At 69.3% G+C, this 26679-nt stretch carries 21 protein-coding genes; 19 read left to right on the forward strand and 2 right to left on the reverse strand.

All coding sequences use genetic code 11. The annotated features are described in order from the left end of the window. Positions 1 to 6 precede the first annotated feature (6 nt). From ACK4SG_RS11860 to ACK4SG_RS11920, 13 genes are all read left to right on the forward strand, one after another. Positions 7 to 2028, forward strand: coding sequence for a type IV pilus secretin PilQ (locus ACK4SG_RS11860; RefSeq protein WP_409601996.1), 2022 nt, complete (start codon positions 7 to 9; stop codon positions 2026 to 2028). Between the two features lie 174 nt (positions 2029 to 2202). Beyond that, positions 2203 to 3201 (forward strand): AAA family ATPase, encoded by a 999-nt coding sequence (locus tag ACK4SG_RS11865; RefSeq protein ID WP_409602079.1) that lies wholly within the window; start codon positions 2203 to 2205, stop codon positions 3199 to 3201. 23 nt (positions 3202 to 3224) lie between these two features. Further along, complete coding sequence (locus ACK4SG_RS11870; RefSeq protein ID WP_409601998.1) at positions 3225 to 4169, forward strand: DUF58 domain-containing protein; 945 nt, start codon at positions 3225 to 3227, stop codon at positions 4167 to 4169. Beyond that, entirely contained in the window at positions 4169 to 4627 is a 459-nt protein-coding gene (locus ACK4SG_RS11875) for a DUF4381 domain-containing protein (protein ID WP_409602081.1), read from the forward strand. Before ACK4SG_RS11870 ends, ACK4SG_RS11875 begins: the two co-directional genes overlap by 1 nt. After that, complete coding sequence (locus tag ACK4SG_RS11880) at positions 4624 to 5649, forward strand: vWA domain-containing protein (protein WP_409602000.1); 1026 nt, start codon at positions 4624 to 4626, stop codon at positions 5647 to 5649. The genes ACK4SG_RS11875 and ACK4SG_RS11880 overlap by 4 nt, the downstream gene beginning before the upstream one ends. Continuing rightward, on the forward strand, positions 5646 to 7424 hold the full coding sequence (locus tag ACK4SG_RS11885) for a tetratricopeptide repeat protein (RefSeq protein ID WP_409602002.1): 1779 nt from the start codon (positions 5646 to 5648) through the stop codon (positions 7422 to 7424). Before ACK4SG_RS11880 ends, ACK4SG_RS11885 begins: the two co-directional genes overlap by 4 nt. Then, positions 7421 to 9064, forward strand: a complete 1644-nt coding sequence (locus ACK4SG_RS11890) for a BatD family protein (protein WP_409602004.1) — start codon at positions 7421 to 7423, stop codon at positions 9062 to 9064. Before ACK4SG_RS11885 ends, ACK4SG_RS11890 begins: the two co-directional genes overlap by 4 nt. Before the next feature lie 48 nt (positions 9065 to 9112). After that, the gene (locus ACK4SG_RS11895) at positions 9113 to 10453 is read left to right on the forward strand and encodes a dicarboxylate/amino acid:cation symporter (protein ID WP_409602007.1); all 1341 of its coding nucleotides are present in this window, start codon (positions 9113 to 9115) and stop codon (positions 10451 to 10453) included. A 105-nt stretch (positions 10454 to 10558) separates the two neighbouring features. Then, positions 10559 to 11518: an alpha/beta hydrolase family esterase gene (locus ACK4SG_RS11900; protein ID WP_409602009.1), complete on the forward strand. Its 960-nt coding sequence runs from the start codon at positions 10559 to 10561 to the stop codon at positions 11516 to 11518. Positions 11519 to 11600: 82 nt separating this feature from the next. Next, positions 11601 to 13586: a transketolase gene (gene tkt / locus ACK4SG_RS11905; protein WP_409602011.1), complete on the forward strand. Its 1986-nt coding sequence runs from the start codon at positions 11601 to 11603 to the stop codon at positions 13584 to 13586. Between the two features lie 25 nt (positions 13587 to 13611). Then, positions 13612 to 14025, forward strand: coding sequence for a DUF2946 family protein (locus tag ACK4SG_RS11910; RefSeq protein ID WP_409602012.1), 414 nt, complete (start codon positions 13612 to 13614; stop codon positions 14023 to 14025). A gap of 204 nt (positions 14026 to 14229) precedes the next feature. Further along, on the forward strand, positions 14230 to 14376 hold the full coding sequence (locus ACK4SG_RS11915) for a hypothetical protein (RefSeq protein ID WP_409602014.1): 147 nt from the start codon (positions 14230 to 14232) through the stop codon (positions 14374 to 14376). Between the two features lie 23 nt (positions 14377 to 14399). Continuing rightward, positions 14400 to 14843, forward strand: coding sequence for a copper chaperone PCu(A)C (locus ACK4SG_RS11920; RefSeq protein ID WP_409602016.1), 444 nt, complete (start codon positions 14400 to 14402; stop codon positions 14841 to 14843). Positions 14844 to 14849: 6 nt separating this feature from the next. Here ACK4SG_RS11920 and ACK4SG_RS11925 read toward each other — a convergent pair whose 3' ends face one another. Further along, the gene (locus ACK4SG_RS11925) at positions 14850 to 15755 is read right to left on the reverse strand and encodes a S1/P1 nuclease (RefSeq protein WP_409602018.1); all 906 of its coding nucleotides are present in this window, start codon (positions 15753 to 15755) and stop codon (positions 14850 to 14852) included. Between the two features lie 43 nt (positions 15756 to 15798). Further along, on the reverse strand, positions 15799 to 16431 hold the full coding sequence (locus ACK4SG_RS11930) for an OmpW/AlkL family protein (protein WP_409602020.1): 633 nt from the start codon (positions 16429 to 16431) through the stop codon (positions 15799 to 15801). 161 nt (positions 16432 to 16592) lie between these two features. Here ACK4SG_RS11930 and gap point away from each other — a divergent pair, with 161 nt between their 5' ends. From gap to pyk, 6 genes are all read left to right on the forward strand, one after another. Continuing rightward, a complete protein-coding gene (gene gap / locus ACK4SG_RS11935) occupies positions 16593 to 17597 on the forward strand; it encodes a type I glyceraldehyde-3-phosphate dehydrogenase (protein WP_409602022.1) in 1005 nt (334 codons plus the stop codon). Between the two features lie 212 nt (positions 17598 to 17809). Next, positions 17810 to 19489 carry a diguanylate cyclase gene (locus ACK4SG_RS11940; RefSeq protein ID WP_409602024.1) on the forward strand — a complete coding sequence of 560 codons (1680 nt, stop codon included), beginning with the start codon at positions 17810 to 17812 and terminating at the stop codon, positions 19487 to 19489. A gap of 94 nt (positions 19490 to 19583) precedes the next feature. Then, entirely contained in the window at positions 19584 to 22280 is a 2697-nt protein-coding gene (locus tag ACK4SG_RS11945; protein WP_409602026.1) for a DUF2339 domain-containing protein, read from the forward strand. After that, positions 22277 to 23638, forward strand: a complete 1362-nt coding sequence (locus ACK4SG_RS11950) for a DUF3999 domain-containing protein (RefSeq protein ID WP_409602028.1) — start codon at positions 22277 to 22279, stop codon at positions 23636 to 23638. Before ACK4SG_RS11945 ends, ACK4SG_RS11950 begins: the two co-directional genes overlap by 4 nt. 222 nt (positions 23639 to 23860) lie before the next feature. Next, positions 23861 to 25039, forward strand: a complete 1179-nt coding sequence (locus ACK4SG_RS11955) for a phosphoglycerate kinase (protein WP_409602031.1) — start codon at positions 23861 to 23863, stop codon at positions 25037 to 25039. Positions 25040 to 25128: 89 nt separating this feature from the next. Next, complete coding sequence (pyk, locus tag ACK4SG_RS11960) at positions 25129 to 26610, forward strand: pyruvate kinase (protein ID WP_409602033.1); 1482 nt, start codon at positions 25129 to 25131, stop codon at positions 26608 to 26610. The last annotated feature ends 69 nt before the right edge of the window (positions 26611 to 26679 follow it).

Below are 26679 nucleotides of genomic sequence, written 5' to 3' on the forward strand. Positions count from 1 at the left end.
AGACCGATGACCGTCACCAACGCCAAGCAAACGCTGTCCATCCGGCGTCCCTTGCCCCTCGGGGCCCTTGCAGCCGGCCTTGCGGCCAGCCTCTATGCAGCCGGCGCGGGCGCGCTGCCCGCGACCACCGTGCTGGCCGGCATGGGCCAGTCCGCGACCGGCGCCATGGCCGATCCGGCCAAGCGCACGCCCGATGCGGTCACCGTGTCGGCAATCGACTTCAAGCGCGGCGACGGTGGGGCCGGCAAGCTGATCCTGCGCTTCTCCGGCGACGGTGCCGCGCCCGACCTGCGCAACATGGGGTCCAGCGTGGTCGTCGACATCGGCAATGCGCAGCTGCCGGCGGCCCTGCAGCGTCCGATCAACGTCACTGACTTCGCCACCCCGGTGCAGCGCATCGACGCGCGCGCGACCAGCAATGGCGCACAGCTGGTACTGGGCACCACCGGCCTGTTCGAGTCGATGGCCTATCAGCGCGGCAATGAATACATCGTCGAGATCGTCCCGCGCGTCGCCGCGCCGGCGGTGGCCAAGGCGCAGGGCGCGCCTGCCGCGGTGGGTGCCACCGGCATGGGGGCCACCGGCAGTGATGCCGCGGTCCGCTACAGCGGCAAGCCGGTCACCTTCAATTTCCAGGACGTCCCGGTGCGCACCGTCCTGCAGCTGATCGCCGACGAATCCAACCTCAATATCGTGGCTGCCGACACCGTGCAGGGCAATGTCACCCTGCGTCTGGTCAACGTGCCGTGGGATCAGGCGCTGGATCTCGTCCTGCAGGCCAAGTCACTGGACAAGCGCCGCAGCGGCAACGTGGTGTGGGTGGCCCCGCAGAAGGAGATCGCCGACTTCGAACAGGCCAAGGAGGATGCCCGCATCAACCTGGAGGAGCGTGCGGAAAAGGTGACCGAATACATCCCGGTCAACTATGCCAACGCCGAGGACATCGCCCGCTTGCTCACCGAGGAGAGCAAGGGCAACCAGCAGCAAGGCGTGCAGCAGGGCCAGAACGCCCAGGATCGCGGCTTCCTGTCCGGTCGCGGCAGCATCAGCTACGACAAGCGTACCAACACGCTGCTGGTGATCGACATTCCGCAACGCGTGGCCAACATCAAGAACCTGGTCCAGCAGCTCGACAAGCCGGTTGACCAGGTGGTGATCGAAGCGCGCATCGTGATCGCCAACGAGAGCGTGGCGCGTGAGCTGGGCGCGAAGTTCGGCATCAGCGGCAGCAAGGACAACACGTATTTCAGTGGGAATCTGGAAGCGAATTCTGCAAATCGAAATGCAGATGCCGCTGCCGCTCGACAGAATGCTGAACTCCAGAAGACATACACGGATGCAGTAAATGCTTGGATTGATGGTGGTCGGGTCGGCTCTGCTCCCACGCCTCCCGTACCTGTGGCATCAAGCATCACCCGCGGGCTGATGAGCAACCTGCCGGCGGCGTTGACCGGTGCCAACGCCGGCTCGCTGGCGCTGTCCATCCTCAACGCCGGCTACCTGCTGGACGTCGAACTGTCGGCCATCCAGACCCAGGGCCGCGGCGAGGTGATCTCCAACCCGCGCATCGTCACCAGCAACCAGAAGGAAGCGGTGATCCGGCAGGGCAAGGAAATCGGTTATCTCACCGTGTCCGGTGGCCAGGGCGGCAACGTGCCCACCGTGCAGTTCAAGGAAGCGCTGCTGGAGCTGAAGGTCACCCCGACCATCACCAACGATGGCCGTGTGTTCCTGAACATGGGCGTGAAGAAGGACGAGCTGGACGGCTTCATCAGCCTGGGCAGCTTCGGCGAAGTGCCGCAGATCGCCCGTCGCGAGGTCAACACCGCGGTGCTGGTCGAGGACGGTCAGACTGTGGTGATCGGCGGCGTCTACGAGTTCAGCGACACCTCCGATATCTCCAAGGTGCCGTTCCTCGGCGACATCCCGCTGCTCGGCAACCTGTTCCGCAACAAGAACCGCACCAAGAGCAAGGCCGAGCTGCTGGTCTTCGTGACCCCGAAGGTGATGCGCGTCGCGCAGCACTGATGCGGGTGGAGGTTCGTGGTCAGGAACGGGAGCCGCAAGGCTCCCGTTTCGTTTGTGCGTGGCCGGCGCCGTAGCCGCAAAGACCCTGGCAGGCCGCCCATGCGCGGTATCCACCGACGTGCGAACCTTTGCCGCTGCCGCTTGTCCAATCCATCCATGCCCGAGGAATCGTCGATGGAGATGCCTACACTGCCGCCAGACAATGCGCGCCTGCACGCCGCCTTCCGCGGCCTGCATGACGCGCTGGCCACCGAAATCGTGGGCCAGGCCGCGCTGGTGGAACGCCTGTTGATCGCCCTGTTGGCTGATGGTCATCTGCTGGTGGAGGGTGCGCCCGGGCTGGCCAAGACCACGGCCATCCGCGCCCTGGCCGCGCGGCTGGAGGCGGATTTCGCGCGGGTCCAGTTCACCCCCGATCTGTTGCCGGCCGACCTGACCGGCACCGAGATCTGGCGGCCGCAGGACGGCCGGTTCGAATTCCAACCAGGCCCGATCTTCCATTCGATCCTGCTGGCAGATGAGATCAACCGGGCGCCTGCGAAGGTGCAGTCGGCCCTGCTGGAGGCAATGGGCGAGCGGCAGGTGACGGTGGGCCGTACTACCTATCCGCTGCCACCGCTGTTTCTGGTCATGGCCACCCAGAACCCGATCGAGCAGGAAGGCACCTTCCCGCTGCCCGAGGCGCAGCTGGACCGCTTCCTGATGCACGTCCGCATCGGCTATCCGCAGGCGGAGGCGGAGACGGAGATCCTGCGGCTGGCGCGTGAGCGGGCCCGTGACGCGTTGCGGGCCGCAGCCGCACCGGTTGCGCGCATCGCGCAGGCCGATGTGTTTGCTGCGCGTCGCGCGGTGCTGGATCTGCACATGGCGCCGGCGCTGGAGCGCTATCTGATCGAGCTGGTGCTGGCCTCGCGCAGCCCGCAGCGCTATGACGCCGCGCTGGCGCGGCGTATCGCCTGGGGCGCCAGTCCGCGCGGTTCGATCGCGCTGGAACGCTGCGCGCGGGCCCGCGCATGGCTGGAAGGGCGGGATTTCGTCACCCCCGAGGATGTGCGCGCGGTGGCGCCGGACGTGTTGCGTCATCGCGTGCTGCCAAGCTTCGAGGCCACCGCCGAAGGCTGGGACGGCGAACGGCTGGTGCACGATCTGCTGCGGCTGGTGCCGCTGCCCTGAGGTCGGGGCCACCCGGAACCGCCATGGTCGAAAGCGCGCGTCCCGCGATGGAGGTGGAAGCCGCGGCGGTCGATGCCGGCGTCGCCCCACGCCTGGCCGATCTGGTGGCGCTGCGTGCGCTGGTGCAGGGGCGACGTCCGCCGCGCCGGGGTCGCCACGGGGTACAGGGCCATGCGCTGTCGAACCTGCGTGGCCGTGGCATGGAATACGCCGAGTCGCGCGAATATGCCGCCGGTGACGATGCCCGCCATATCGATTGGCGCCTCACCGCCCGCAGCGGCAAGGCCCATACGAAGCTGTTCCAGGCCGAGCGCGAGCGGTTGACCTTGCTGGTCGCCGATACCGCGCCGGCGCTGTATTTCGGCACCCGGACGCGATTCAAATCAGTGCAGGCCGCGCGCGCCGGCGCACTGGCGGCGTGGACGGCCGTACATGACGGCGACCGCATTGCCGCACTGCGCGGCGGTGGGCAGGACGCCGCGGTGCCGTCGGCCTCCGGAGCCCGCGGTGCGCTCCGGGTCCTGGACGCACTGACCCGCTGGTACGCACGCCCACCGCAAGACGACGCCGGCCTGCCCGTGGCGCTGGAGCACGCGCGCCGGCTGCTGCGGCCGGGCGCTCGGGTGATCGTGCTAGCAGATCCCGCCAGTGTCCTCGCTGTGCCGGTTGCGCTGTGGGCAGGCTTGGGCCAGCACCATGATGCCTGCGTCCTGCTGCTGACCGATCCGCTGGAGCGCCAGCCGCCGCAAGCGCGTCTGCCGTTTTCGGTGGAAGGAGAGCGGGTGGTGCTGGAGCTGGCGTCGCCGGCGGTCCGGCAGCGCTGGCAGCAGGCATTCCAAACGCCATTGGACGAGGCGCAGGCCCTGTTGCGGGGCCAGCGCATCCGCGCAATGGCCCTGTCCAGCGATGCGCCCAGCGACGCATGGCTGGGCCTGCTGGATGGGCCAACCCGGAGTGCGGTGCGGTGATCACGCCATCGGCTGCCGCCCTGCCATTGAAGGACGTGCATCCCGGTGTCGCGCCGGGCTGGTGGCCGCCCGCGCCGGGCTGGTGGGTGGTCTTCGCCATCGCGTGCGCGGTGGCCATGGCGGGGGCGTGGTGGTGGCACCGCCGCTGGCGCCGCCGGCGGGCGATGGTGGTGCTGTTCGATGCCACGCTGGCTGCGGCCAAGACACCGACTGCGCAAGTGGCGGCAATCTCCGAGTTGCTGCGGCGTGCTGCCCGGCGGATCGACCCGCGGGCGGATCGCCTAGAGGGTGAGGCATGGCTGCGTTTCCTCGACGCCGGCCTGCCGTCACCCGTTTTTCTGCAGGGGCCGGGTGCGCTGCTGCGTGATGGCGCCTTCCGGCCCACGGTAGACCCCGCCGAGGTGGCCGCGTTGCGCGAGGTGGCGCGCCGCCGGTTCCTGGACTGGATGTCTGGATGATGCTGACCGATGCATTGGCGGGATTCGATGGGTTCGCCTGGCCGTGGATGCTGCTGGCGATCCCGCTGCCTTGGCTGCTGCGGATAGGGGGGCGCGCCGCCGAAATGGACGATACCGCGGCCCTGCGCGTGCCGTGGCGGCAGCGCCTGCGCCAAGTCGCCGGCGGTGGTGAAGGGCCAGCCCGGTCGCGCCGGTTTCCCTGGCTTGCCTTGCTGGCCTGGAGCCTGCTGTGCGTCGCCGCGGCGCGCCCGCAGGTGCTGGGGCCGCCGGTCGCACCGCCGCAGGCGGGTCGTGAATTGATGCTGGCGGTGGATCTGTCCGCCAGCATGGGCGAGGAAGACATGGCGCTGGGTGGCCGCGTCGTGGATCGCCTGACAGCAGCAAAGGCCGTGCTGGCCGATTTCCTCAAACGCCGCGTCGGCGACCGCATCGGGCTGATCGTGTTCGGCGACCGCGCTTATGCGCTGACGCCGCTGACGGCGGATCTTGCCAGCGTGCGCCAGCAGCTGGACGCGACGGTGGTGGGGCTGGCTGGCCGCGCCACCGCGCTGGGCGATGCCATTGCGCTGGCGGTGAAGCGACTGCAGGCGCAGCCGGCGCAGGCGGTGGGAGCACCGCCGCGGGTGCTGATCGTACTGACCGACGGCGTCAACACCGCCGGCGTGCTGGAGCCGGAGAAAGCCGCGGCGATCGCCCGCGATGCCGGCGTGCGGATCCACACCATCGCCTTCGGGGGTGATGGCGGCAGCGTGTCCGTGTTTGGCTTCCGCCTGCCGATGGGTGGCGGTGACGAGGTGGACGAAGCCGGGCTGGCACGCATCGCGGCGCTGACCGGCGGGCGCTTCTTCCGCGCCCGAGCGGCGGACGAACTGGCCGGCATCTATGCCGAAATCGACCGGCTGGAACCGACCCGGCGCGCCGGACAGGTGCTACGGCCGCGCATTGAACGTTACCCGTGGCCGCTGGGCGCGGGCCTGGCGCTGGGCCTGCTGGCGCTGGCCTGGCGGAGGCGCCGGGCATGAACGGGCTGTCGTCGGCGCTGCTGCAGTTCCACTTCCTGCGCCCGTGGTGGCTGCTGGCGTTGCCGGTACTGCTGCTGGCGGCCTGGCGATGGCGGCGGCGTGCGTCCGCCCGCCCGACGTGGGCGGATGCGGTCGATCCACACCTGCTGCCTTACTTGCTGGAGGGTGCCCAGCCGCGCGATGCGCGGCGCGGATGGACCCGCGGTCTGGCCTGGCTGGGCGCGGTGCTGGCGATCCTGGCATTGGCCGGACCTGCGTTCCGCAAGCAGGTGCAACCGCTGTGGGAAAGCCGTCAGCCGTTGGTGGTGGCGCTGGACCTGTCGCAGGCGATGCAGGCGCGGGACCTGCCGCCAACGCGGCTGGCACAGGCGCGTGCGAAGTTGGCCCGACTACTGCGCGAACGCGCTGGCGGGCAGGTGGCCCTGGTGGCATTTGCGGATGATGCCTTCACCGTCGCACCGCTGACCGACGATGCGGCCAACGTCGCCCTGTTCCTGGATGCGCTGTCGCCAGACGTGATGCCGGCCGATGGCCAGCGCGCCGACCGCGCCATCGCCTGGTCGCAACGCTTGCTGGCGCAGGCAGGGTTTGCGCAAGGCGAGATCCTGCTGATGACCGATCACGCCGATGCCCGGGCCATCACGGCTGCCGCGCGCGCGGCCTCGGCCGGATATCGCGTCTCGGTGCTTGGGCTGGGCTCGCCCACGGGGGGTGTCTACCAGACGCCCTCCGGCCTGGCCCAGGCCCGGCTGGATGCGCCGTCGCTGCGCGCACTGGCGCTGGCCGGCGGCGGGCAGTATCAGACGCTGGCCGCGGGCGATACCGACCTGCGCGCGCTGGGGGTACTGTCGCCTGCCCGTGCGGGTGCTGCGGCCGCTAAGAAAAGTGGCGGCCTGCAATGGCGGGATGATGGAGGCTGGCTGCTGCCGCTGGTGCTGCTCTGCCTGTTGCCGCTGTTCCGTCGCGGCGGCGCGCTGGCCGTGTTGATGGCCTGCGTGTTGTGGCTGCCGATGTCGCCGGCACGGGCGCAGGCGGCCGCGCCGCAGGCCGGCACCCTGTGGCGGCGCGCGGACCAACTGGCGTATGCGCGGTTGCAGGCTGGCATTGCTGCTTACCGGCAGGGCGATTACCCGCGTGCGATCGAGCAGTTCTCCACCGTGCCGGGCGCCGATGCCCAGTACAACCTTGGCAATGCGCTGGCCCGAGCCGGGCGTTACGACGAGGCCATTGCCGCTTACGACCGCGCGCTGCGACTGCAACCTGGCATGCGTGATGCCGTGGAAAACCGCGCACGGGTGATGCGCGCCCGCCAGCAGCAAAACCAGCAGAACCAGCAGAACCAGCAGAGTCAGCAGAGTCAGCAGAGTCAGCAGAGTCAGCAGAGTCAGCAGAGTCAGCAGGGCGGCAGTCGGTCGTCGGGCGCGCAGGATGCGGGCCAGCGGCAGGCGCCGCCGCCCGCGCCGGCAAGCCCCGAATCCCGGCAGGCCGGATCGCCCCCGCCTCCGCCGCAGACGCCGGCCGATGCCGCAGCGCGCCAGGCGCAAGCCGATGCCGCCCAACGCCAGCGCATGCAGGAGGCGCTGCGCCGGCAGCAGGGCAGCAAGCCGGCTGCGGCCGCGCCGGCGCCTGGGCAACCGCAGGAAACCGAGGCGCAGCGCGAGCGCCGGCTGGCCAACGCGGCCTGGTTGCAGCGCGTCCCGGATGATCCGGGCGCGCTGCTGCGTGCGCGCTTCCAACTGGAAGCGCAGCGTCGTCGGGAGGGCGAATCCCCATGATGCGCCGTTTTGCCTGGCAGGTCTGCCTGCTGCTTGCGGTGATCGCGCCGGCCGTGTCGGCGCAGACGCGCGCCTGGCTGGATCGGGCGGAAATCACCTATGGCGAAACGGTGGCGCTGAACATCAGCACCGACCAGGACGTGGCCGAGATCGACTACGCCCCATTGCGCACGCAGTTCGACCTTGGCGGGCAAAGCGTCCGCCGCAGCTTTGAGCTGGTGAACGGACGGGCGCGCCGCACCTCGCTGTTCTCGGTCGGCCTGCGCCCGCGTGCGCCCGGCCTGGTCAGCATCCCGGCGCTGCGCGTGGGTACCGCCAGCACCGCGCCGCTGCGACTGGTGGTGCTGGAGCCCGCGGTGCGGCCAGCCAGCGCAGACGCGGACGTGTTCGTGGAGATGGCCGTGGATGCGCGACAACCCTACGTGCAGCAGGCGGTGGGCGTGACGGTGCGGCTGCATTACGCGATCCCGCTGCTGTCCGGCCAGCTGGACCTGGACAGCCCCCCTATTGCCAGCCTGCAGCGCGTTGGCGAAGACATCACCTACCAGCGCCTGCTGGGCGGACGCGTCTACAGCGTGGTGGAACGGCGCTTCCTGCTGGTGCCCGAGCGCAGCGGCCCACTGGTGCTGCCGGGCGCGCGGCTGAACGGCGTCGCCGGCAGCGGCTACGGTGGCCCGATGTTCGGAGACGACCGCCGCCCGGTGTCCGCGGCCGCGCCGGCGGTGCGGTTGGATGTGCGGCCGATCCCGGCCGCCGCGCCGCAGCCGTGGTTGCCGCTGCGGGGCTTGTCCTTGCGCTATCTCAAAGCGCCGCGGCAAGCCTTCGCTGGGCAGGCGGCCGAGGTCGAGATCGAGCTGGTGGCCGACGGCGCCACCGCCGCACAGGTTCCGGCGATCACATTGCCCGACGTTTCCGGCGTGCAGGCGTTTGCCGATCCGCCGCAGGTGGAGGAGCAGTTTGTCGAGGGGCGCCCGCGGACCGTGGTTCGGCGGCGCATCGCACTGGTGCCCATCCGCCCCGGCACGTCCGTCATCCCCGGCCCCCGCATGGCCTGGTGGGATGCTGTCGCCGGCGCACCGCGCACGGCCATGTTGCCTCCGCTGCGGTTACAGGTGGCGCCTGCGGCCGGGTCCGTCCCGGCGGCGAAGCCGGGGCTGCCGGTGTCCGCGCGCGTACCCACGCCTGCCGCCCCGGCGCGGGCGCCGTCCCCACCAGTTGCACTGGACCTGCGCTGGGTGTGGGGGGGGCTGGTGCTGGCCGCGATCGCGGCTGTGATCACGGTCTTGGTCGTGGTGCGACAGCGGCGTGTCCGCGACGCTGCATCGGGCGCGTCCGGCGCCCGGGGGGCACCGGCATCGGCCGCGCTGCCGCTGGCGGTGGCGCTGCGCGGCGATGACCTCGGGCTGATCGCGCAGGCGCTGGTGGCGGAGGCGGGCGTCGATCTGGATGGCCTGTGCCGCGTACTCGATGATCCCGCGCAGGTGGCCGCGGTGCGGGCGCTGCAGGCCGCGCGCTGGGGCGATGGCGATCCGCAGGCGGCCGTGCGGCAGCTGCGCACGGCGTTTGCCGGAGGGCTTCGCCGCAAGCGCGCCGGGGAAGATGCGGCATCCCTGCTGCCGCCGCTCTACCCGCAGAGGTGAGGGGCGGCGTTTGCTAAGCTGCGGGTTTGCACGTCCCGCGAGCACGCCATGCACACGACCGAGACCGCAACCCCCGCGCCTGCCAAGGGCATGCCCCTGCATCTGAAAGTGGGGATCGGCTTTCTGCTGGGCACCCTGCTGGGGATTGCCGTGCACTTGGTGGCACCCGATGCCGAGTGGGTGCGGATGGTGATCGACTACGCGGCGCGGCCGTTCGGCACCATCTTCCTCAACCTGCTGTTCATGATGGTGGTGCCGCTGATCTTCTCGGCGCTGGTGCTGGGTGTGGCCGAACTGGGCGATGTGGCCAGCCTTGGCCGGCTGGGCTGGCGCACGCTGACCTACACCGCGGTGGTGACCGGCATCGCGGTGCTGATCGGTCTGGTCATGGCCAACCTGTTGCAGCCGGGTGTGCACATGGACCCGGCACTGGTCGAGCAGGCCTTGAGCAGCAATGCCGACAAGACCACCACCATCGTCGAAAAAGGCCGGGAGCTGCGCCTGGTCGACATCATCGTCAACATCGTTCCGCACAACATCGTGGGCGCCATGGGCGATGACAGTAAGAAACTGGGGATCGTGTTCTTCGCGCTGATGTTCGGCGTCGGCCTGGTGATGCGGCCCACGCCGGGGACGCAGGCGTTCAAGAACGTCCTGCACGGCCTGTTCGAAGTGTGCATGCACCTGATTGGCATGTTCGTGAAGCTGGCGCCCTACGCGGTGGCCTGCTTCATGTTCATCCTGTGCGCGCAGATGGGCTGGGAGGTGCTGGTCGGGTTGGGGTGGTTCGTGCTCACCGTGGTGCTGGCGCTGGCCATCCACGGCTTTGTGGTGCTGCCACTGTGGGTGAAGTTCATGGGGGGCATGAGCGTCCGCGCCTTTTTTCGCGGTGCGCAGGAAGCCTCGCTGACCGCGTTTGCCACCGCTTCGTCGGCGGCGACGCTGCCGGTGACGCTGCGGGTGGGCGAGGAAAACCTCAAGCTGCCGCGCAAGATCAGCCGGTTCGTGCTGACCGTGGGCGCATCGGCCAGCCACCACGGCTCGGCGCTGTTCGAGGGCATCACGGTGCTGTTTCTGGCGCAGGTCTACGGCATGCACCTACCGCTGGGCGAGCAGGTGCTGGTGCTGGTGCTGTGCATCCTCGGGGGCATCGGCACCGCCAGCATCCCGTCGGGCTCGCTGCCGGTGATCGCGATGATCTGCGGCATCGTGGGCTTAAAGCCCGAGGGCATCGGCATCATCCTCGGCGTCAACACGTTCCTCGACATGTGCCGCACCTCACTCAACGTGACCGGCGATCTGGCGATGGCGGTGGTGGTCGCCAAGCAGAGCGGCCAGCAGGATCTGGATGATGCCGTTGCGGAGAAGCTGGACGATATCGTGCGCTAAGGGGTTTGATGTCGTCCAAGGTGTCACGGCGCTGCACAGTGACCGCTTGCCGCGCCGGGATGGCAGCGTTATCGAAGTCACCATGCGTTTTGGGGTGGATTGGTGATGAGCAAAGCAAAGAAGGCGTTGGCCCGCGGATCGACTCAAGGGCGGACGTGGTGGGTGGTCCTCGTCACCCTGCTGGTACTGGCGGCCTGTGCCGGTTCCGCCCAGGCCCGATTCAGCCGCAGTGACGACAGCAGCCTCCCGTCCAATACGTATGCAATCAAGTCCGGCGGTCTCGTACGCACCTATCGCCTCTATGTGCCGGCGAGCTACTCCGGCAAGCCGGTTCCGCTGCTGGTGGCGCTGCATCCTGCGCTGAGCGATGGTGCCGGCATGGAAAAGCTCACCCGCTTCGATAACCTGGCGGATCGCTATGGCGTCATCGTCGCCTATCCGGATGGCGTCGCGCGCATGTGGAACGCCGATCGCTGTTGCGGTCGCCCGATGAAGGAGAACATCGACGATGTCGGCTTCATCAATGACATGGTCGCCAAGATCGAATCGAACTACGCCATCGATACCACCCGCAAGTACGTCGCCGGCTTTTCCAACGGCGCTTTCCTGGCCCATCACATTGCCTGCGTCGAGCCGGATGCTTTTACCGCCTACGCGGTGACCGGCGGTGCCATCACCGACGCCAATTGCCCGGACACGCAACCCACGCCGATCCTGCTCATCCACGGCACCAGGGATCCACGCTCCCCCTGGGATGGCGGCACCACCGAAGGTGTCTATCGGCCGCCGGTGGTCGATCTGGCGCGCCGGTTGGCGCGACGCAACCATTGCAGTGATACCACCACGGTGAGTTACGCCAGCGCCCCGGCTGTCTGCAAGACCTTCGGCGGCTGTGGCAGCAACGAGGTGACCTACTGTGCACTGGATGGCGTCGGGCACCAGTGGGCCGGTGCCCCCGCGGTCATGCCGCTGTTCCTCGGGCCCAGCACCGACCGCTTCAGCACCACCGATCAGATGTGGAGTTTCTTCCAGCGCCACCAGCGGCGCACGCAATACAACCACTGATCGCGACGCTCGCTCGGGGCAGTCGCGACAGCGCCCCGTCGGAGATGGGACAATAGGGGCTCCCTCCGCCTTGCCCCACGCCATGACGACGCCCAGCCGCCGCGACCTCGCCAACGCCATCCGTTTCCTTGCCATCGATGCGGTGCAGGCCGCCAACTCCGGCCATCCCGGTATGCCGATGGGCATGGCCGACATCGCCGAAGTGCTCTGGAACGACTTCCTGAAGGTGAATCCGGCCAATCCGGGCTGGGCCGACCGCGACCGCTTCGTGCTGTCCAACGGCCACGGGTCGATGCTGCAGTACGCGTTGCTGCATCTGGCCGGCTTTGATCTGCCGATCGACGAGCTGAAGCGCTTCCGCCAGCTGGGCAGCCGCACCCCGGGCCACCCGGAGAACCACGTCACGCCCGGCGTGGAAACCACCACCGGCCCGCTGGGGCAGGGGCTGGCCAATGCGGTGGGCATGGCGCTGGCCGAGAAACTGCTGGCGCAGCGCTACAACCGTGACGGGCACACCATCGTCGATCACCGCACCTGGGTGTTTCTGGGCGACGGCTGCCTGATGGAAGGCATCAGCCACGAAGCGGCGTCGCTGGCCGGCACCTGGGGCCTGGGCAAGCTGGTGGCGTTCTGGGACGACAACCACATCAGCATCGACGGCAATACCGACGGCTGGTTCACCGACGACACGCCCAAGCGCTTCGAGGCCTACGGCTGGAACGTGATCCGCAACGTGGATGGCCACGACCCGGTGGAAATCAGGACCGCCATCGAGACGGCGCTGACGTCCACGGATCGCCCGACCCTGATCTGCTGCCGCACCACGATCGGGTTTGGCTCACCCAACAAGGCCGGCAAGGAATCCAGCCACGGCGCGCCGCTGGGCAAGGACGAGGTGCAGGCCACCCGCGAGGCGCTGGGCTGGCCGCACGCACCGTTCGAGATTCCGCCGGCCATCTACGCCGGCTGGCGCGCGCGCGACCGCGCCGCCGCCGAAGCCGAATGGAACGCGCGCTTTGCCGCCTACAAGGGCGCGTACCCGGAGGCGGCCGCTGAATTCGAGCGCCGCCTGTCCGGCGTGCTGCCGGCCGGTTTCGATGCCGCCGCCGACGCCTTCATCGCCAAACTGCAGCAAGAGGGCCCGGTCATCGCCAGCCGCAAGGCCTCGCAGAACGCCATCGAAGCGTTCGCCCCGCAGCTGCCGGAGCTGGTGGGTGGTTCGGCCGATCTGGCCCATTCCAACCTGACCCTGTGGAAGGGCAGCAAGTCGGTGACCCGCCGCGATCCGGATGCCAACTACGTGTACTACGGCGTGCGCGAGTTCGGCATGAGCGCCATCAGCAACGGGCTGGCACTGCATGGCGGCTTCATTCCGTATGACGCCACCTTCCTCGTGTTCAGCGATTACGCCCGCAACGCGGTGCGGATGAGCGCGCTGATGGGCATCCGCGCGATCCACGTCTACACCCACGACTCCATCGGCTTGGGTGAGGACGGCCCCACCCATCAGCCGGTGGAACATCTGGCCTCGCTGCGCTACATCCCCAACAACGACGTCTGGCGTCCCTGCGATGCGGTCGAGTCCGCGGTGGCCTGGAAAGCGGCCATCACCCGCACCAACGGCCCCTCCTGCCTGGTGTTCAGCCGCCAGAATCTGGCCCACCAGGCGCGTACCGATGCGCAGGTGGCGGCCATCGCCCGCGGCGGCTATGTGCTCAAGGACAGCGTGGGCGCACCGGAGGTCATCCTGATTGCCACCGGCAGCGAGGTCGGGCTGGCGATGCAGGCGGCGGCAATGCTGGGCGAGACGGTGCGGGTGGTGTCGATGCCGTCGGTGGAGGTGTTCGAGCGCCAGGATGCGGCCTACCGCGAGTCGGTACTGCCGAAGGCCTGCCGCAAGCGCGTCGCCGTGGAAGCGGGCGTCACCGGGTTCTGGCGCCAGTACGTGGGTCTGGATGGCGCGGTGCTGGGCATCGACACGTTCGGTGCCAGTGCGCCCGCCGAGGCGCTGTTCCCGCATTTCGGGCTGACAGTCGAGCGTTTGGTCGAGACCGTCCGCGCGCTCTGACCGGTGCGCTAGACTGCCCTCCGCCATGATCCTGCGCTCCCGCCCGTTCCAGCTCTGGATGGCCCGCCTGGCGCTGGCGGCCATCCTGCTGGTGTCGGTGATGCCAACGGTCAGCCGCTGGCTGGAGAGCCGTGTAGCGGGTGCGCCGGATGCGGTGCTGGCGCTGTGCACGACGGATGGGTTGACCTGGGCCAAGCCCGCCCGCCTGTTCGACGAAGGCGCGGGCAAGGGGCCCGCGCCCGCCGGCGGCACGCTGCCGGGCGACGTTTGCGTCTACTGCCCGCTGCTGTCCTCGCTGGCGCCGCTGTTGCTGGCGGTGCTTGCCTGGCTGTTGCCGATGCTGCCGCGCGCACTGCTGCCAGCACGCGGCAGTGCCGTCCCGCACGCCGCCCTCTGCCTGCGCGGGCTGGGTGCCCGCGGGCCGCCAATCCTGCTCTGAAATCACCCGTTGTATGGGCACCGATGAGACGCTCGCTGCCTGGTCTTCGCCTGTGATTTAGAGCCAATTCGGCGCCTTCAGCGAGCATCTGAACCTGGCCGGCAACGCCGATTTCGGCTACCCGGCGATGCCCGTGCGGATCAATAAGCCGGTACGCAGCCTCTGGCTGAAGCCGAATGTCACTTACTGAACGGAGTGGGTGCGATGCACGACTTCCTGTACTTTCTGGGCGCCGTCGCGTTCTGGCTGTTGGGCTGGTGCGTGGTGCTGGGCATGGCGGTACTGTCCCGGCCGGGCGGCGACTGCCGCCCACTGCACCTGCTGGACCGCGACGACATCCTGACCCCATGAATCCAATAACGAGGAGAACGACGATGCAACGACGATGGTCTCTCGCCGCCGCGCTGCTGCTGGCGGTCGGCGTCGCGTTCGCCGGGACGCCCGGCGTGCGCGTGCAGGACGCCTGGGCACGCGCCACTCCGGCGGCGGCGCCCGTGGCGGGTGGTTTCCTGACCCTGGTGAACGACGGCGACCAGCCGGACACCCTGCTGCGGGTAGAGAGCGACGCTGCCGCACGGGTGGAAATCCACCAGATGCGCAACGATGGCGGCGTGATGCGGATGCGCGCGATGCCCGACGGCGTGGTGGTGCCCGCCCATGGCAGGCTGGAGCTCAAGCCCGGCGGCTACCACCTGATGCTGATCAACCCGCGGCGCGCGCTGGCACCGGGCGACCACTTCGATGCCACGCTGGTGTTCCAGCGTGGCGGGCGGGTCACGGTGCGATTCGACGTCCGCGCGCTGGGCGCGGGTGCCTGAGAGCCCTCAGGGCGCGTGCCCCATCGGGGCCGCGCCCTGCGGCGCATCGCCAATGGCCTGGTTCAGCAGACGCGCCAGGCGCTCGCCTGCCAGCCGCACCCGTTCCTCCGCCAGCGGGCGCATGCTGTCCAGATAGGCGTCGGTGAGGATGTGCGAGTTGTCGGGCGGATACAGCCCCTTGGCATCGATCAGCCGGCAGGACTCCCCGGCCCAGGCCAGGGGTTCGCCGGGCGACACCCGGGTTTCATACGGGCCAGGCGTCAGCGCCTGGTCGAGCTGGGCGATGTAATCCAGCACCGGCAGCGGTTTGCTGGCGAGGATGTAATAGTCCCAGATGGCGTGCAGGTTGGTGCCCATCACGCCGTTCACATAGTTTTTCGCGGCGTAGGCTTCCGGCGAAATCCGGGTCCGCAGGCTGATCTGGTACTGGTTGCCGCCAGCGTCCGGACGGTTGCCGGCGTGCATCGGCTGGTGCACGTCGCCGACGAAATGCACCACAAACTTCAGCGCATTGCGCCTGGCCGCTTCCGGCTGGGTGTGATCCCCCAGGATGGCCAGCTGTTTTTCGATGGCCCCGACCACGCAGTTGCCGTCCGGGCAGTCGCGGTCCAGGTCGAAGCCGCAGCCGCCACCCTTGGCATTGATGTAGTGCCAGCGCGAGGTTTGCCGGAACAGCTCGGGGTCGGTGTTGCGCAGGTCATCGGCCCAGGAGGCCACCCCGCCAAGATTGGGGTACGGCTCGCCGGCCAGCAGGCGGTCGACTTCGGCGCGGGCCTTGGGGTCGAGATGGCGCTGGGCGATCTCGCCCACCATGGCATGTCCCAGGCGCGACCACGCCAGTGCGGTGGAGGAAACGCCCAGACAGAGCAGGGCGGCGGCAAGTAGCGGGCGGAAACGGAGTCGGACGGCCATGCCGGGGAGGATACCCCGGCATGGTTGCCACCGGATGACTGGATCAGAACGAGAACACGTAGGCGACGCCGTACACCGACGGGTCGATGTTGACGGTGTTGCGGGTGCCCAGGTTCGCGCCGTTCAGCTTGACCTTCGTGTCGATGTCGATCATGCGGTAGTCGATGCGCAGCGCGCCTTTGTCGCTCAGCTGGAAATCGACGCCGACATGGCCGGCCAGGCCCCAGGAATCCGACAGCGACAGCGAGGTGCCGGCGATCGGGCCTGCAGACTTGGTGCTGAAGAAGCGGGTGTAGTTCACGCCGGCGCCGATGAACGGCCGCACCTTGCCCGTGCCGAAGTGATACTGCAGCGACACGGTCGGCGGCAGGTGCTTGGTGGAGCCCACCTTGCCCACGCCCACCACGTTGATGTCGTGCTGGAACGGCAGCGCGGCGAGCACTTCCACGCCCAGGTTGTCCTTCAGGAAGTACTCGGCGGTGACGGTCGGGCGGGCGTTATTGCCTACATCCATCTTCAGGTCACCCAGCGGGGTGCCGACCAAGGTGCCGTTGTTGGACTTGGGCGCGACGTTGTGGACGCCGACGCCGACGGTCCAGGTACCGGCGGACTGGGCGAGGGCGGGGCTGGCGGCCAGGGCAAGGGCGCTGGCGAGGACGAGGCGGGACAGCTGCATGGCAGGACTCCTGTTGTGGGAACGGGTTTGTTTCAACTGAAACAAATGATCCATCCGCCCATTCGCCTCTGTATTGATCGGGATCAAATGGGCCCCGGCGGGTGCGTCGGGGCGATCCGGTAGAATGCAGGTTTGCCCAACCCCGTCAGGAGTCTCGTTCCATGGCCATCAAGGTCGGCATCAACGGTTTCGGTCGCATCGGGCGCTGCGTGTTCCGCGCGGCGGTGCAGAACTTCGGCGACGATATCGAGATCGTCGGCATCAACGACCTGTTGGAACCGGACTACCTGGCCTACATGCTGCGCTACGACTCCGTGCACGGCCGCTTCGATGGCGACGTGAAGGTCGAGAACGGCCAGCTGGTGGTGAACGGCAAGACCATCCGCCTGACCGCCGAGCGCGACCCGGCCAACCTGAAGTGGGATGCCGTCGGCGCCGACGTGGTGCTGGAGTCCACCGGCCTGTTCCTGACCGACGAGACCGCGCGCAAGCACATCGCCGCCGGCGCGAAAAAGGTGCTGATGTCGGCGCCGTCGAAGGACGCCACGCCGATGTTCGTATATGGCGTCAACCACACCAAGTACGCCGGTGAGGAGGTGATCTCCAATGCCTCCTGCACCACCAACTGCCTGGCGCCGATCGCCAAGGTGCTGAACGACAAATGGGGCATCAAGCGCGGCCTGATGACCACCGTGCATGCCGCCACCGCCACCCAGAAGACCGTCGATGGCCCGTCCAACAAGGACTGGCGCGGTGGCCGCGGCATCCTGGAAAACATCATTCCGTCCAGCACGGGCGCGGCCAAGGCGGTGGGCGTGGTGATTCCGGAGCTGAACAAGAAGCTCACCGGCATGAGCTTCCGGGTGCCGACCAGCGACGTGTCGGTGGTCGACCTGACCGTGGAGCTGGAGCGGCCGGCCACCTACGCCGAAATCTGCGCGGAGATGAAGGCGCAGAGCGAAGGCGCGCTCAAGGGCATTCTGGGTTACACCGAGGACAAGGTGGTCGCCACCGATTTCCGCGGCGATGCCCGCACCAGCATCTTCGACGCCGAGGCCGGCATTGCGCTGGACGACACCTTCGTCAAGCTGGTCAGCTGGTACGACAACGAGTGGGGTTATTCCAACAAGTGCCTGGAGATGATCCGGGTGATGGCCGGCAGGTAAGCCTAACGGAACGGGATGGATCGCCTGGGCCCCGCCGCGTGCGGGGCCCGGCGCATCGGCACGCGGCGTTTGCGTGGCCTGCAGGGATTGGGGGGCGGCGGGTGCCTGCCCGCAGACGCGAAAGGGGCGGGGCCACGGCTTGATGGGCGCGCTTCAAGTCAGGCCGGGCCGGGGCTGTTCGCCCGGCGGCCATGTGATAGAAGGCGGTATTGATGAGCGAGTCAACAGCGCCCCCCGGCTGGAGCCTGCGCACGCGCCTGGCGCAGGCGCTGGTGCTCACTGCGGTGTTGCCCATGCTGTTGTTCGCTGGCGTTCTGTTGTCCAGCCAATGGCAACGCGGGCGCGAGGATCTGCTGCTGCGCCTTGCCGCCAACGCGCGCCTTGCCGCCAGCAGCATCGACGACCAGCTGGACGCCCTGCTTGCCAGCGTGCGCCTGCTTGCAGACCGGCTGTCGGAAGACGGGCAGTCCAGTACCGACGAGCTGTCGCGCCTGCTGTACGTCTATCCCGGGATGCTGAGCGCCCTGCAGGTGAACGCCTCGGGGGACGTGGTCGCGGCCCGTGACCGGGGCGGCAACACCTTGCCCGCCATTGCCGACCTGTTCGCTGGGGAAGACTGGTTCCAGTCCCTGCGCGCGCAGTTCCGGCCGCAGGTGTCCGGCATCTACCGGCAGCGCGTCTACGGGCGTGAGCCTGTGATCGGTCTGGCGGCCCCCGTGCTGCGTGGCAACCGCTTCGAGGGGGCGCTCCTGGCGGAGATCCCGGTATCCAGGCTCATCGGCACCAGCGCCGACAGCCTGGCCCGGCGCGGCTTGCTTTTGCTGCTGATCGATCAGCACAACCGCGTGTTGCATGCCGGGGCTGGTTTGCCTTGGCAGATGCTGGACGATGCCGGCGCCCAGGGCGAGGCATTGCGGCGGCTGGCCCGGGCGCCCGTCCCCGCGCGGGCGTCGGTGCCGCGGGCAGGCCTGCTGCGGGATGGCGGCCTGGCCTATGCGGAGGCGCTGGCCCTGCGTAACGGCTGGACCCTGGTGCTGGTGGCGCCACAGCAGCAGCTGTGGGATGCCATGCTGCCGCGGATTGTGGTGGTGGTGGCGCTGGTGCTGGTCTGCCTGGTGGGCGTGGCATGGTCGCTGTGGTGGCAGCGTCGGTGGCTGGGGCGCGGCATCGGCACCCTGCTGGCCAGCCTGCGCGGTTATGCGCTGGGTGGCCAGATCGATCCGGCGCAGGTCGATGCCATGCCCGCTGAACTGAAGCCGCTGGCCGCTGGCATCGGCGAGCTGGGCGCGCGCATGAACGCCGCGTTCGCCGAGCTCAAGATCGTGTTGGACGAACGCGAACACGAGATCGCCACGCGTACCGAATCCCTGCGTAACGCGGTGGCGGAGCTGGACCGGCTGAGCCGTACCGACGCCATGACGGGCTGTCTCAACTACCGCGGCTTTACCGAGGCCGGCGAGCGGCTGTGGCAGCAGGCCCGAGCCAGTGGCCAGCCGCTGGCCGTGCTGGCCCTGGATATCGACCATTTCAAGCTCTACAACGACCTGTATGGTCATGCCGCTGGCGACAATGCATTGCGCCGCTTCGCCGGGGCGGTTCGAAGCGCGTTGCTGCACGCCGATGATGTGCTGGCCCGCCCTGGTGGCGAGGAGTTCACCGTGTTCCTGCCCGACACCACCCACGCGCAGGCGATGCTGGTGGCCCGGCGTATCTGTCAGCGCGTGCGCGATGCGGATATCGCCCATGCCGGCTCGCCCAAGCGGCGGCTGACGGTCAGCGTGGGCGTGGCGACGTTGACCCTTGAGGACGAGGAACTGGAAGACCTCCTCAAGCGAGCCGACGCGGCCCTGTACCGGGCCAAGGCGGCCGGTGGCGACGGCGTGAGCGCCTGAACAGGACGGCTGCGGGCGGGATGGATGTGGCGGCATGCTGCCACCGGTATCCTGCGGGTGGCGTCAGCCATATTGGCGGGCAATGGGGACAGGTATGGGGGGTCTGATCGGGTTGCTGGTGCTCGCGATTCTGGCGGTGCCGGTTTTGTTGATCGTGGCGCTGGTCTCGGTGTCCGGGCTCAAGCGTCGCGTCGCCGACCTGGAAACGGAGGTGGCGCAGCTGCGCCGACGGGCGGCTGCACCTGCGGGGCAAGCCACCGCCCCGGGTGAGCGGGCGCAGCCAGACGTACCGCCACCGGCGCCGCCAGCGACGCTGCAGGCACAGCCGGCAACGCCTGCGCCATCGCCGGCCGATGTGCCGGCTGCCAGGGCGGAAACGACGCGCCCGCGTGAGATCACGGCGCTCCCCGGTTCGCCGCCGCCAGTGCCGGACCCTGCGCCGCCGCCGCGCCCCGTCCAGCCGTCGCCGTCGCGTCCCGACATCTTCACCGTCGCTGTCCGCGCGGTGAAACGCTGGTTCAGTGTGGGCAACGTGCCGGTGAAGATCGGCATGCTGGTGCTGTTCGCCGGCGTCGCCGCGCTGCTGAAATACGCCGCCGACCAGGGCTGGCTGACGATGCCGCCGGAGCTGCGCCTGGCCGGGGTTGCCGCCGCCGCACTGGGCGCGCTGGCATTCGCCTGGCGCAAGCGCGAGAGCCACCGCAGCTTCGCCTTGAGCGTGCAGGGCGGTGCCATCGGCGTGTTGTTGTTGGTGGTGTTCGCGGCGTTCAAGGTGTTCGGCTTCCTGCCGGCGGACGTGGCCTTCGCGCTCAGCATCGTGCTGGTGGCGGGCGCGGGCATGCTGGCGGTGCTGCAGGATGCGAAAGCGCTGGCGGTGTTCGCGCTGCTGGCCGGCTTCCTTGCGCCGATCTGGTTGTCCACCGGCAGCGGCAGTCATGTCGCGCTGTTCTCCTACTACGCGGTGCTGAACGCGGCCATCGTTGGTATTGCCTGGCGCAAGGCGTGGCGGCTGCTCAACCTGCTGGGCTTCGCGTTCACCTTCGGCATCGGCACGGCCTGGGGTGTGCTGGATTACGCGCCTGAGAAGTACGCCAGCACGCAGCCGTTCCTGGTGCTGTTCTACCTGTTTTATCTGGCGATCCCGCTGCTGTTCGCACGTCGCCAGCCGTCCGGGCGGCGCGATGTGATCGACGGCTGCCTGCTGTTCGGCGTGCCGCTGGTGGCGTTTTCGCTGCAGGCCGGGTTGCTGGAGGGCCAGCGCATGCCGCTGGCGTTCTGCGCGTTGGGTCTTGGCGCGCTGTACGCCGCGCTGGCGTGGTGGCTGCGGCAGCGTCGCGACTACGGTGTGCTGGTGCAGTCCTACGCCATGCTGGCGGTGGCCTTCGCCACCCTGGCGGTACCGCTGGCGCTGTCGGCGCGCGTGACTGCCAGCGTGTTCGCGCTGGAGGGTGCGGGCTTGGCCTGGCTGGGACTGCGCCGGCAACGGCGGCTGCCGCAGTTCACCGGCGCCGGCCTGCAGTTGGCTGCGGCGGTCGCGTTCGCCATCGGCCAGGCCGACGGCGCGGCGAGCGGTGGAACGATGTTCGCCAATGCCGGCTTCATGGGGGCCCTGCTGATCGCAATCGCCGGCTTCGCCAGCGCGTGGGCGTATCGCGCCGAGCGGCGCGACGACATCGCCGGTGCGTACTACGGTTGGGCGCTGCTGTGGTGGCTGGGCAATGGCGTGCACGAGATCGACGCCTTCATCGCCAGCGCCAGCATGCCCGACGCGCTGCTCGCCTTCGCCGCCCTCACCGGTTGGCTGGCGGCGGAAGCGCATCGCCGCAGCGCGGCGCGCGCGCTGGCGTGGACGACGCTGGCGGCGCTGGCCGCGGCGGTGCCGCTGGCGTTGTGGCAGAGCGCGGCGCACCAGCAGCCGTTCGCCGGCGATGGCCTCTGGGCGTGGTTGGTCTATGTGCTGCTGGGCCTGCGTGCGCTGCTGTGCCTGCGCGACAGCAACGACAAGGCGCTGGCGCCGGTCGCGCAATTCGTGATGTGGCTGGTCTGGCCGCTGGCGGCCAGCCTGTTGCTGGCGTGGCTGCCGGGGCGGTTCGATGGGATGGGCGAGGGCTGGCGCATCGCGCTGGTCGCGCTGCCATGGCTGGCGACGGCAGCCTTGGCGCTGCTGCGCAGCCGGTGGGTCTCGGCGCCGCTGGGCGACCTGTTCGACGGCTGGCGCAAGCGGCTGCTTGCGGTGGTGTTCGCGCTGCTGGCGCTGTGGTGGCTGGGCGCATTGTTCCAGGCAGGCAATCCCGCGCCGCTGCCGTGGCTGCCGCTGTTCAATCCGCTGGAGCTGGCGCAACTCGCCACGCTGGTGCTGGCGCTGCGCTGGCAGTTGGGCGATGCGCGCACGCTGCCGCCGCGCCGCATCGTGCTGCTGGCGGCGCTGGCCTTCGCGTGGGTGACCGCGCTGGTGCTGCGCGCCGTGCACCACTGGGGTGGCCTGCCGTGGAGTGACGGCCTGCTGTCGACCAGCCTGGCGCAGACCAGCCTCACCGTCACCTGGAGCGTGCTTGGCGTGATCGGCTGGGTGGTGGGATCGAAGCGCGGCCAGCGCATGCTGTGGCTGGCCGGCGCGCTGCTGATGGGCGTGGTGCTGGCGAAACTCGTTCTGGTGGATCGGCAGCACCTGGGCAACCTGCTCGGCATCGGCTCGTTCATCGCCTACGGGCTGCTGTGCACGGGCGTGGGTTACTTCGCGCCGGCGCCGCCGAAGCGCGCTGACGATGGGCTGTTGGAGGTATCCGCATGAAGACGATCCGCATGCCGCGCTGGGCGTGGTTGCTGGGCCTGCCGCTGGTTGCGCTGGCGGCGACCGCCGACGACTACGCCGGCCGTTGGCCGTTGGTGCTGGAACGCGCCGATGGCGGTGCCTACCGGGTGGTGCTGGATCGCGACGTGTATCGGCAGCTGCAGTCGCCGTCGTTGCGCGACCTGGTGGTGGTCAACGCGGACGGCGCACCCGTCGCCACCGCCGTGTTCCCGCCCGACGCGCCGCTGGCGCAGGCGGGTGACAGCGTCGCACTGCCGTGGTTCCCGCTGCCGGGCGATGCTGGCGCGGCGGGGCTGGATATCGCCGCGATCAGCGAGGTCGCCAGCGACGGCAGCCTGCGTCGGGTCGAGCTGCGCGATGCAAGTGCCGTTGTGGACGGCGACGGCCGGTTTGTCATCGACGCCAGCCATCTGCGCGAGCCGCTGGTGGCGTTGCGCTTCGCCTGGTCGGATGCGCAAGCTTTCGATCGCGGGTACCGCGTCAGCGCCTCCGACGACCTGCGGCAGTGGCGCGAGATTGAGCCGGATGGCCGGCTGGTGCAGTTGCGCAACGGCGAGCATCGCATCGTCGAAGACCGTATTGCTTTGCCGAGCGTGCGCGCGAAGTACTTGCGCCTGCAACCGAGTGCGCGCCAGCCGGCGCCGCTGGCGCTGACCGGCGTACGCGCAGAGCTGGCCGGGCACGTGGCCGCGCCGGCGCTGCAATGGGAAGAACTGCGCGGCCATCGGGTCGAAGTCCGTGATGGCGTGGCCTTCGACTTCGCGCTGGACGGGCGCTTCCCGGTCGAAGCCGTCGACGTGGCAGCCGCCGGCAACAGCACGCACAGCTGGCTACTTGAAAGCCGCGATGGCACCGATGCCGCATGGCAGGAAGCGGCGGCGCCATGGGTGGCCTACCGCGTGGACAGCGGTGGGCAATCCAGCCGCTCGCCGCCACAGCCGCTGCATGGCCTGTCGCGCGACCGCCAGTGGCGGCTGCGCACGCGCGATGGCAGCGCCATCGAGGCGCCACGGCTGCGTCTGGGCTACCGCCCGGAGACCGTGGTGTTCCTCGCCGAAGGGCGCCCACCGTTCGCCCTGCTGGCCGGCAGCGCGCGCGCCATGCGGCCGGCGTCGCCACTGCCGCAACTGGTCGATGCCCTGCGCGTTGCGCGCGGCAAGGACTGGCAGCCTGCGGCCGCCACGCTTGGGCCGCGCCAGCAGCAGGCCGGCGAAGCTGCGCTGCAACCGCTGCCGCGCGCCGACTGGACGCGCTGGTTGCTGTGGGCGCTGCTGGTGGCCGGCGCGGCGCTGGTGGCGGGGTTGGCGATCAGCCTGCTGCGCAGCAGGGCGGAATAGAACGATCGCCCGGTTCACGCCTTCGGTCGTTGACGTACCAGCCAAGGCGGCACCAAGGGGCGCTGGCCCATTGTGCAAGCAGCGCTTTTCCACGTTCTGGAGGGATGACGTTGGCCTGATCCCTGTACCCGCACGCGGCGCACGATCGGTGCCCGCGGCGCGGTTTGCGGCGCCCCGCGGCTGCCCGGACAATAGGCACCTTCGCCCACGCAGGAACGCCCCATGTCCATCCTCCGCATGACCGATCTCGACCTTGCCGGCAAGCGCGTGCTGATCCGGCAGGACCTCAACGTGCCGATCGACGAGTCCGGACGCATCACCTCCGAGCAGCGCATCCTGGCGTCGCTGCCCACCTTGCGGCAGGCACTGGAAAAAGGCGCGGCGGTGATGGTGATGTCGCATCTGGGGCGGCCCAAGGAAGGCGTGTGGAGCCAGGCGGATTCGCTGGCCCCGGTGGCAGCGCGGCTGGCCGAACTGCTGGGGCGGCCGGTGCCGCTGGTGCGTGACTATCTGGACGGTGTGGCGGTGGCGCCTGGCCAGCTGGTGCTGCTGGAAAACTGCCGCATGAATGTCGGCGAGAAGGCCGACGACGAAGCGCTGGCGAAGAAATACGCGGCGCTGTGTGATGTGTTCGTGATGGATGCCTTCGGTACCGCGCATCGCGCCCAGGCGTCCACCCACGGGGTGATCCGGTTTGCGCCGGTGGCCTGCGGCGGCCCGCTGCTGATGGCCGAGCTGGATGCGCTGGGCAAGGCGCTGGAGCATCCGGCGCGGCCACTGCTGGCCATCGTGGCCGGCAGCAAGGTCAGCACCAAGCTGGCACTGCTGGGCAACCTGGTGGGCAAGGTGGACCAGCTGATCGTCGGCGGCGGCATCGCCAACACCTTCATCGCCGCGCGGGGACACGGCGTTGGCAAGTCGCTGGTGGAGCTGGACCTGCTCGACACCGCGAAGCAGATCATGGCGGATGCGCATGCGCGCGGTGCGGACATCCCGCTGCCGCTCGACGTGGTGGTCGCGCCGGCGTTCGCCGCCGATGCCCCGGCCACCGTCAAGGCGGTGGACGCTGTGGGCGCGGACGACATGATCCTGGACATCGGCCCGGCCACCGCCGCGCGCTATGCGGAGCTCATCGCCAAGGCCGGGACCGTGGTGTGGAACGGCCCGGTGGGCGTGTTCGAGTTCGACGCGTTTGCGGCCGGCACCGAGGCGGTGGCGCGCGCGATTGCGGCGTCAAAGGCGTTCTCGATCGCCGGCGGCGGCGACACCCTGGCGGCAGTGGACAAGTTCGGCATTGCCGAGCAGGTGAGCTACATCTCCACCGGCGGTGGTGCGTTCCTGGAGTTCCTGGAAGGCAAGACCCTGCCGGCGGTCGCCGCGCTGCAGGCCCGGGCCGGCTGAAGTCGATTGCAGGACACGGAGTTGTCGTTCGCGCGGCGCAACGCCGTGGTAGCGTGGGGTAAATCCCACGCAAGACGATCCCGCGCCCCATGACTGCTGTCGCCACGCCCGAACAACCCCGCCACACCCGCATCGTCGCCACCCTGGGGCCGGCCACGGATCCGCCCGAGGTGCTGGAGGCGGTGCTGCGTGCCGGCGTGGACGTGGTGCGGCTGAACTTCTCGCACGGCGATCCGTCCGCGCAGGTCGCGCGCGGCGAGGCGGTGCGCGCGATGGCGGCCAAGATCGGCCGCGAGGTCGGCATCCTGGCCGACCTGCCGGGCCCGAAGATCCGCATCGAGACCTTTGCCGACGGCAAGGTGCAGCTCAAGGCCGGTGCCCGCTTCGACCTGGTAGCGAGCCTGGACGCGCCGCCCGGCGATGCCAGCCAGGTGGGCGTCAGCTACCTCGAACTGCCGGCCGACGTCGCGCCGGGCGATGTGCTGTTGCTGGACGATGGGCTGGTGCAGCTTCAGGTTGATGCGGTGGAGGGCGAGCGCATCATCACCACGGTGCTCAACGACGGCGTGCTGTCCAACCGCAAGGGTTTGAACAAGCAGGGCGGCGGGCTGTCGCTGGGCGCGATCACCGAGCGTGACCGCGAGCTGATCGCGGTGGCCGCCGGGATGGGGGTGGACTTCATCGCCGTGTCGTTCTGCCGTAGTGCCGAGGACATGCACGAGGCGCGGCGGGTGGCCAGGGCGCATGGCAGCAATGCGGCGCTGGTGGCGAAGATCGAGCGCGCCGAGGCGATCGAGAACCTGGCCGAGATCGTCGACGCCAGTGACGTGGTGATGGTGGCCCGCGGCGATCTTGGCGTGGAAATCGGCGATGCCGAGCTGCCCGGGCTGCAGAAGAAGATCATCCGCGAGGCGGTGGCGCGCGAGAAGGTGGTGATCACTGCCACCCAGATGCTGCAGTCGATGGTGGACAGCCCGATGCCCACCCGCGCCGAGGTGCTGGACGTCGCCAACGCGGTCATCGACGGTACCGACGCGGTGATGCTGTCGCAGGAGTCCGCCGCCGGCAGCTGGCCGGCGCGCGCCGTGGAGACGATGGCGCGGATCTGCCGCGGGGCCGAGCGCCAGTTTGCGTTCGAAACCGATTTCGAAAAGGCCCGGCGCGGCCTGGAGCGTGCCGACCAGGCCATCGCGATGGCCACCATGTTCCTGTGCGAACACATCGGCGTGCGCGCGGTGGTGGCCATGACCGAGTCCGGCGGCACCGCCCGCTACCTGTCGCGGTTCCGCTCCTCGGTGCCGATCTTCGCGTTTTCCCACCATGCCGCCGCGCGCCGGCGCATGGCGCTGATGCGTGACGTGTTTCCGATGGAGTACGACAGCCGCGGCCAGACCCCGCGTGAAGCCGCCCGCGGCAGCATCCGCCTGCTGGTCGAAGCCGGCTTGCTGAGCCCCGGCGACCGCGTGGTGTTCACCAGCGGCGAGCACATGCAGACCCACGGCGCGACCAATACCCTGCGGTTGCTGGAGATCGGCCCGGACGGGCACGCCACCGGGTTGGGGGAGCTCTAGCCTGGCCGGCTACCGGCACGGTGGCGCCGCTATAATTGCCGCTTCCCGCCGTCAGTCGAGCCGCACGCC

The sequence above is a fragment of the Thermomonas sp. genome (genome assembly GCF_046293095.1).
GTDB lineage: Bacteria > Pseudomonadota > Gammaproteobacteria > Xanthomonadales > Xanthomonadaceae > Thermomonas.

What these genes read in the sequence shown, in the direction of transcription:
- ACK4SG_RS11910 (WP_409602012.1), top strand. Translation starts at nt 13,612, where the DNA reads ATGATCCTGCGCTCCCGCCCGTTCCAGCTCTGGATGGCCCGCCTGGCG.
- ACK4SG_RS11900 (WP_409602009.1), top strand. Translation starts at nt 10,559, where the DNA reads ATGAGCAAAGCAAAGAAGGCGTTGGCCCGCGGATCGACTCAAGGGCGG.
- ACK4SG_RS11940 (WP_409602024.1), top strand. Translation starts at nt 17,810, where the DNA reads ATGAGCGAGTCAACAGCGCCCCCCGGCTGGAGCCTGCGCACGCGCCTG.
- ACK4SG_RS11880 (WP_409602000.1), top strand. Translation starts at nt 4,624, where the DNA reads ATGATGCTGACCGATGCATTGGCGGGATTCGATGGGTTCGCCTGGCCG.
- ACK4SG_RS11870 (WP_409601998.1), top strand. Translation starts at nt 3,225, where the DNA reads ATGGTCGAAAGCGCGCGTCCCGCGATGGAGGTGGAAGCCGCGGCGGTC.
- ACK4SG_RS11925 (WP_409602018.1), bottom strand. Translation starts at nt 15,755, where the DNA reads ATGGCCGTCCGACTCCGTTTCCGCCCGCTACTTGCCGCCGCCCTGCTC.
- ACK4SG_RS11945 (WP_409602026.1), top strand. Translation starts at nt 19,584, where the DNA reads ATGGGGGGTCTGATCGGGTTGCTGGTGCTCGCGATTCTGGCGGTGCCG.
- ACK4SG_RS11915 (WP_409602014.1), top strand. Translation starts at nt 14,230, where the DNA reads ATGCACGACTTCCTGTACTTTCTGGGCGCCGTCGCGTTCTGGCTGTTG.
- ACK4SG_RS11860 (WP_409601996.1), top strand. Translation starts at nt 7, where the DNA reads ATGACCGTCACCAACGCCAAGCAAACGCTGTCCATCCGGCGTCCCTTG.
- ACK4SG_RS11865 (WP_409602079.1), top strand. Translation starts at nt 2,203, where the DNA reads ATGGAGATGCCTACACTGCCGCCAGACAATGCGCGCCTGCACGCCGCC.
- ACK4SG_RS11885 (WP_409602002.1), top strand. Translation starts at nt 5,646, where the DNA reads ATGAACGGGCTGTCGTCGGCGCTGCTGCAGTTCCACTTCCTGCGCCCG.
- tkt (WP_409602011.1), top strand. Translation starts at nt 11,601, where the DNA reads ATGACGACGCCCAGCCGCCGCGACCTCGCCAACGCCATCCGTTTCCTT.
- ACK4SG_RS11890 (WP_409602004.1), top strand. Translation starts at nt 7,421, where the DNA reads ATGATGCGCCGTTTTGCCTGGCAGGTCTGCCTGCTGCTTGCGGTGATC.
- ACK4SG_RS11895 (WP_409602007.1), top strand. Translation starts at nt 9,113, where the DNA reads ATGCACACGACCGAGACCGCAACCCCCGCGCCTGCCAAGGGCATGCCC.
- ACK4SG_RS11950 (WP_409602028.1), top strand. Translation starts at nt 22,277, where the DNA reads ATGAAGACGATCCGCATGCCGCGCTGGGCGTGGTTGCTGGGCCTGCCG.
- ACK4SG_RS11920 (WP_409602016.1), top strand. Translation starts at nt 14,400, where the DNA reads ATGCAACGACGATGGTCTCTCGCCGCCGCGCTGCTGCTGGCGGTCGGC.
- pyk (WP_409602033.1), top strand. Translation starts at nt 25,129, where the DNA reads ATGACTGCTGTCGCCACGCCCGAACAACCCCGCCACACCCGCATCGTC.
- ACK4SG_RS11930 (WP_409602020.1), bottom strand. Translation starts at nt 16,431, where the DNA reads ATGCAGCTGTCCCGCCTCGTCCTCGCCAGCGCCCTTGCCCTGGCCGCC.
- gap (WP_409602022.1), top strand. Translation starts at nt 16,593, where the DNA reads ATGGCCATCAAGGTCGGCATCAACGGTTTCGGTCGCATCGGGCGCTGC.
- ACK4SG_RS11955 (WP_409602031.1), top strand. Translation starts at nt 23,861, where the DNA reads ATGTCCATCCTCCGCATGACCGATCTCGACCTTGCCGGCAAGCGCGTG.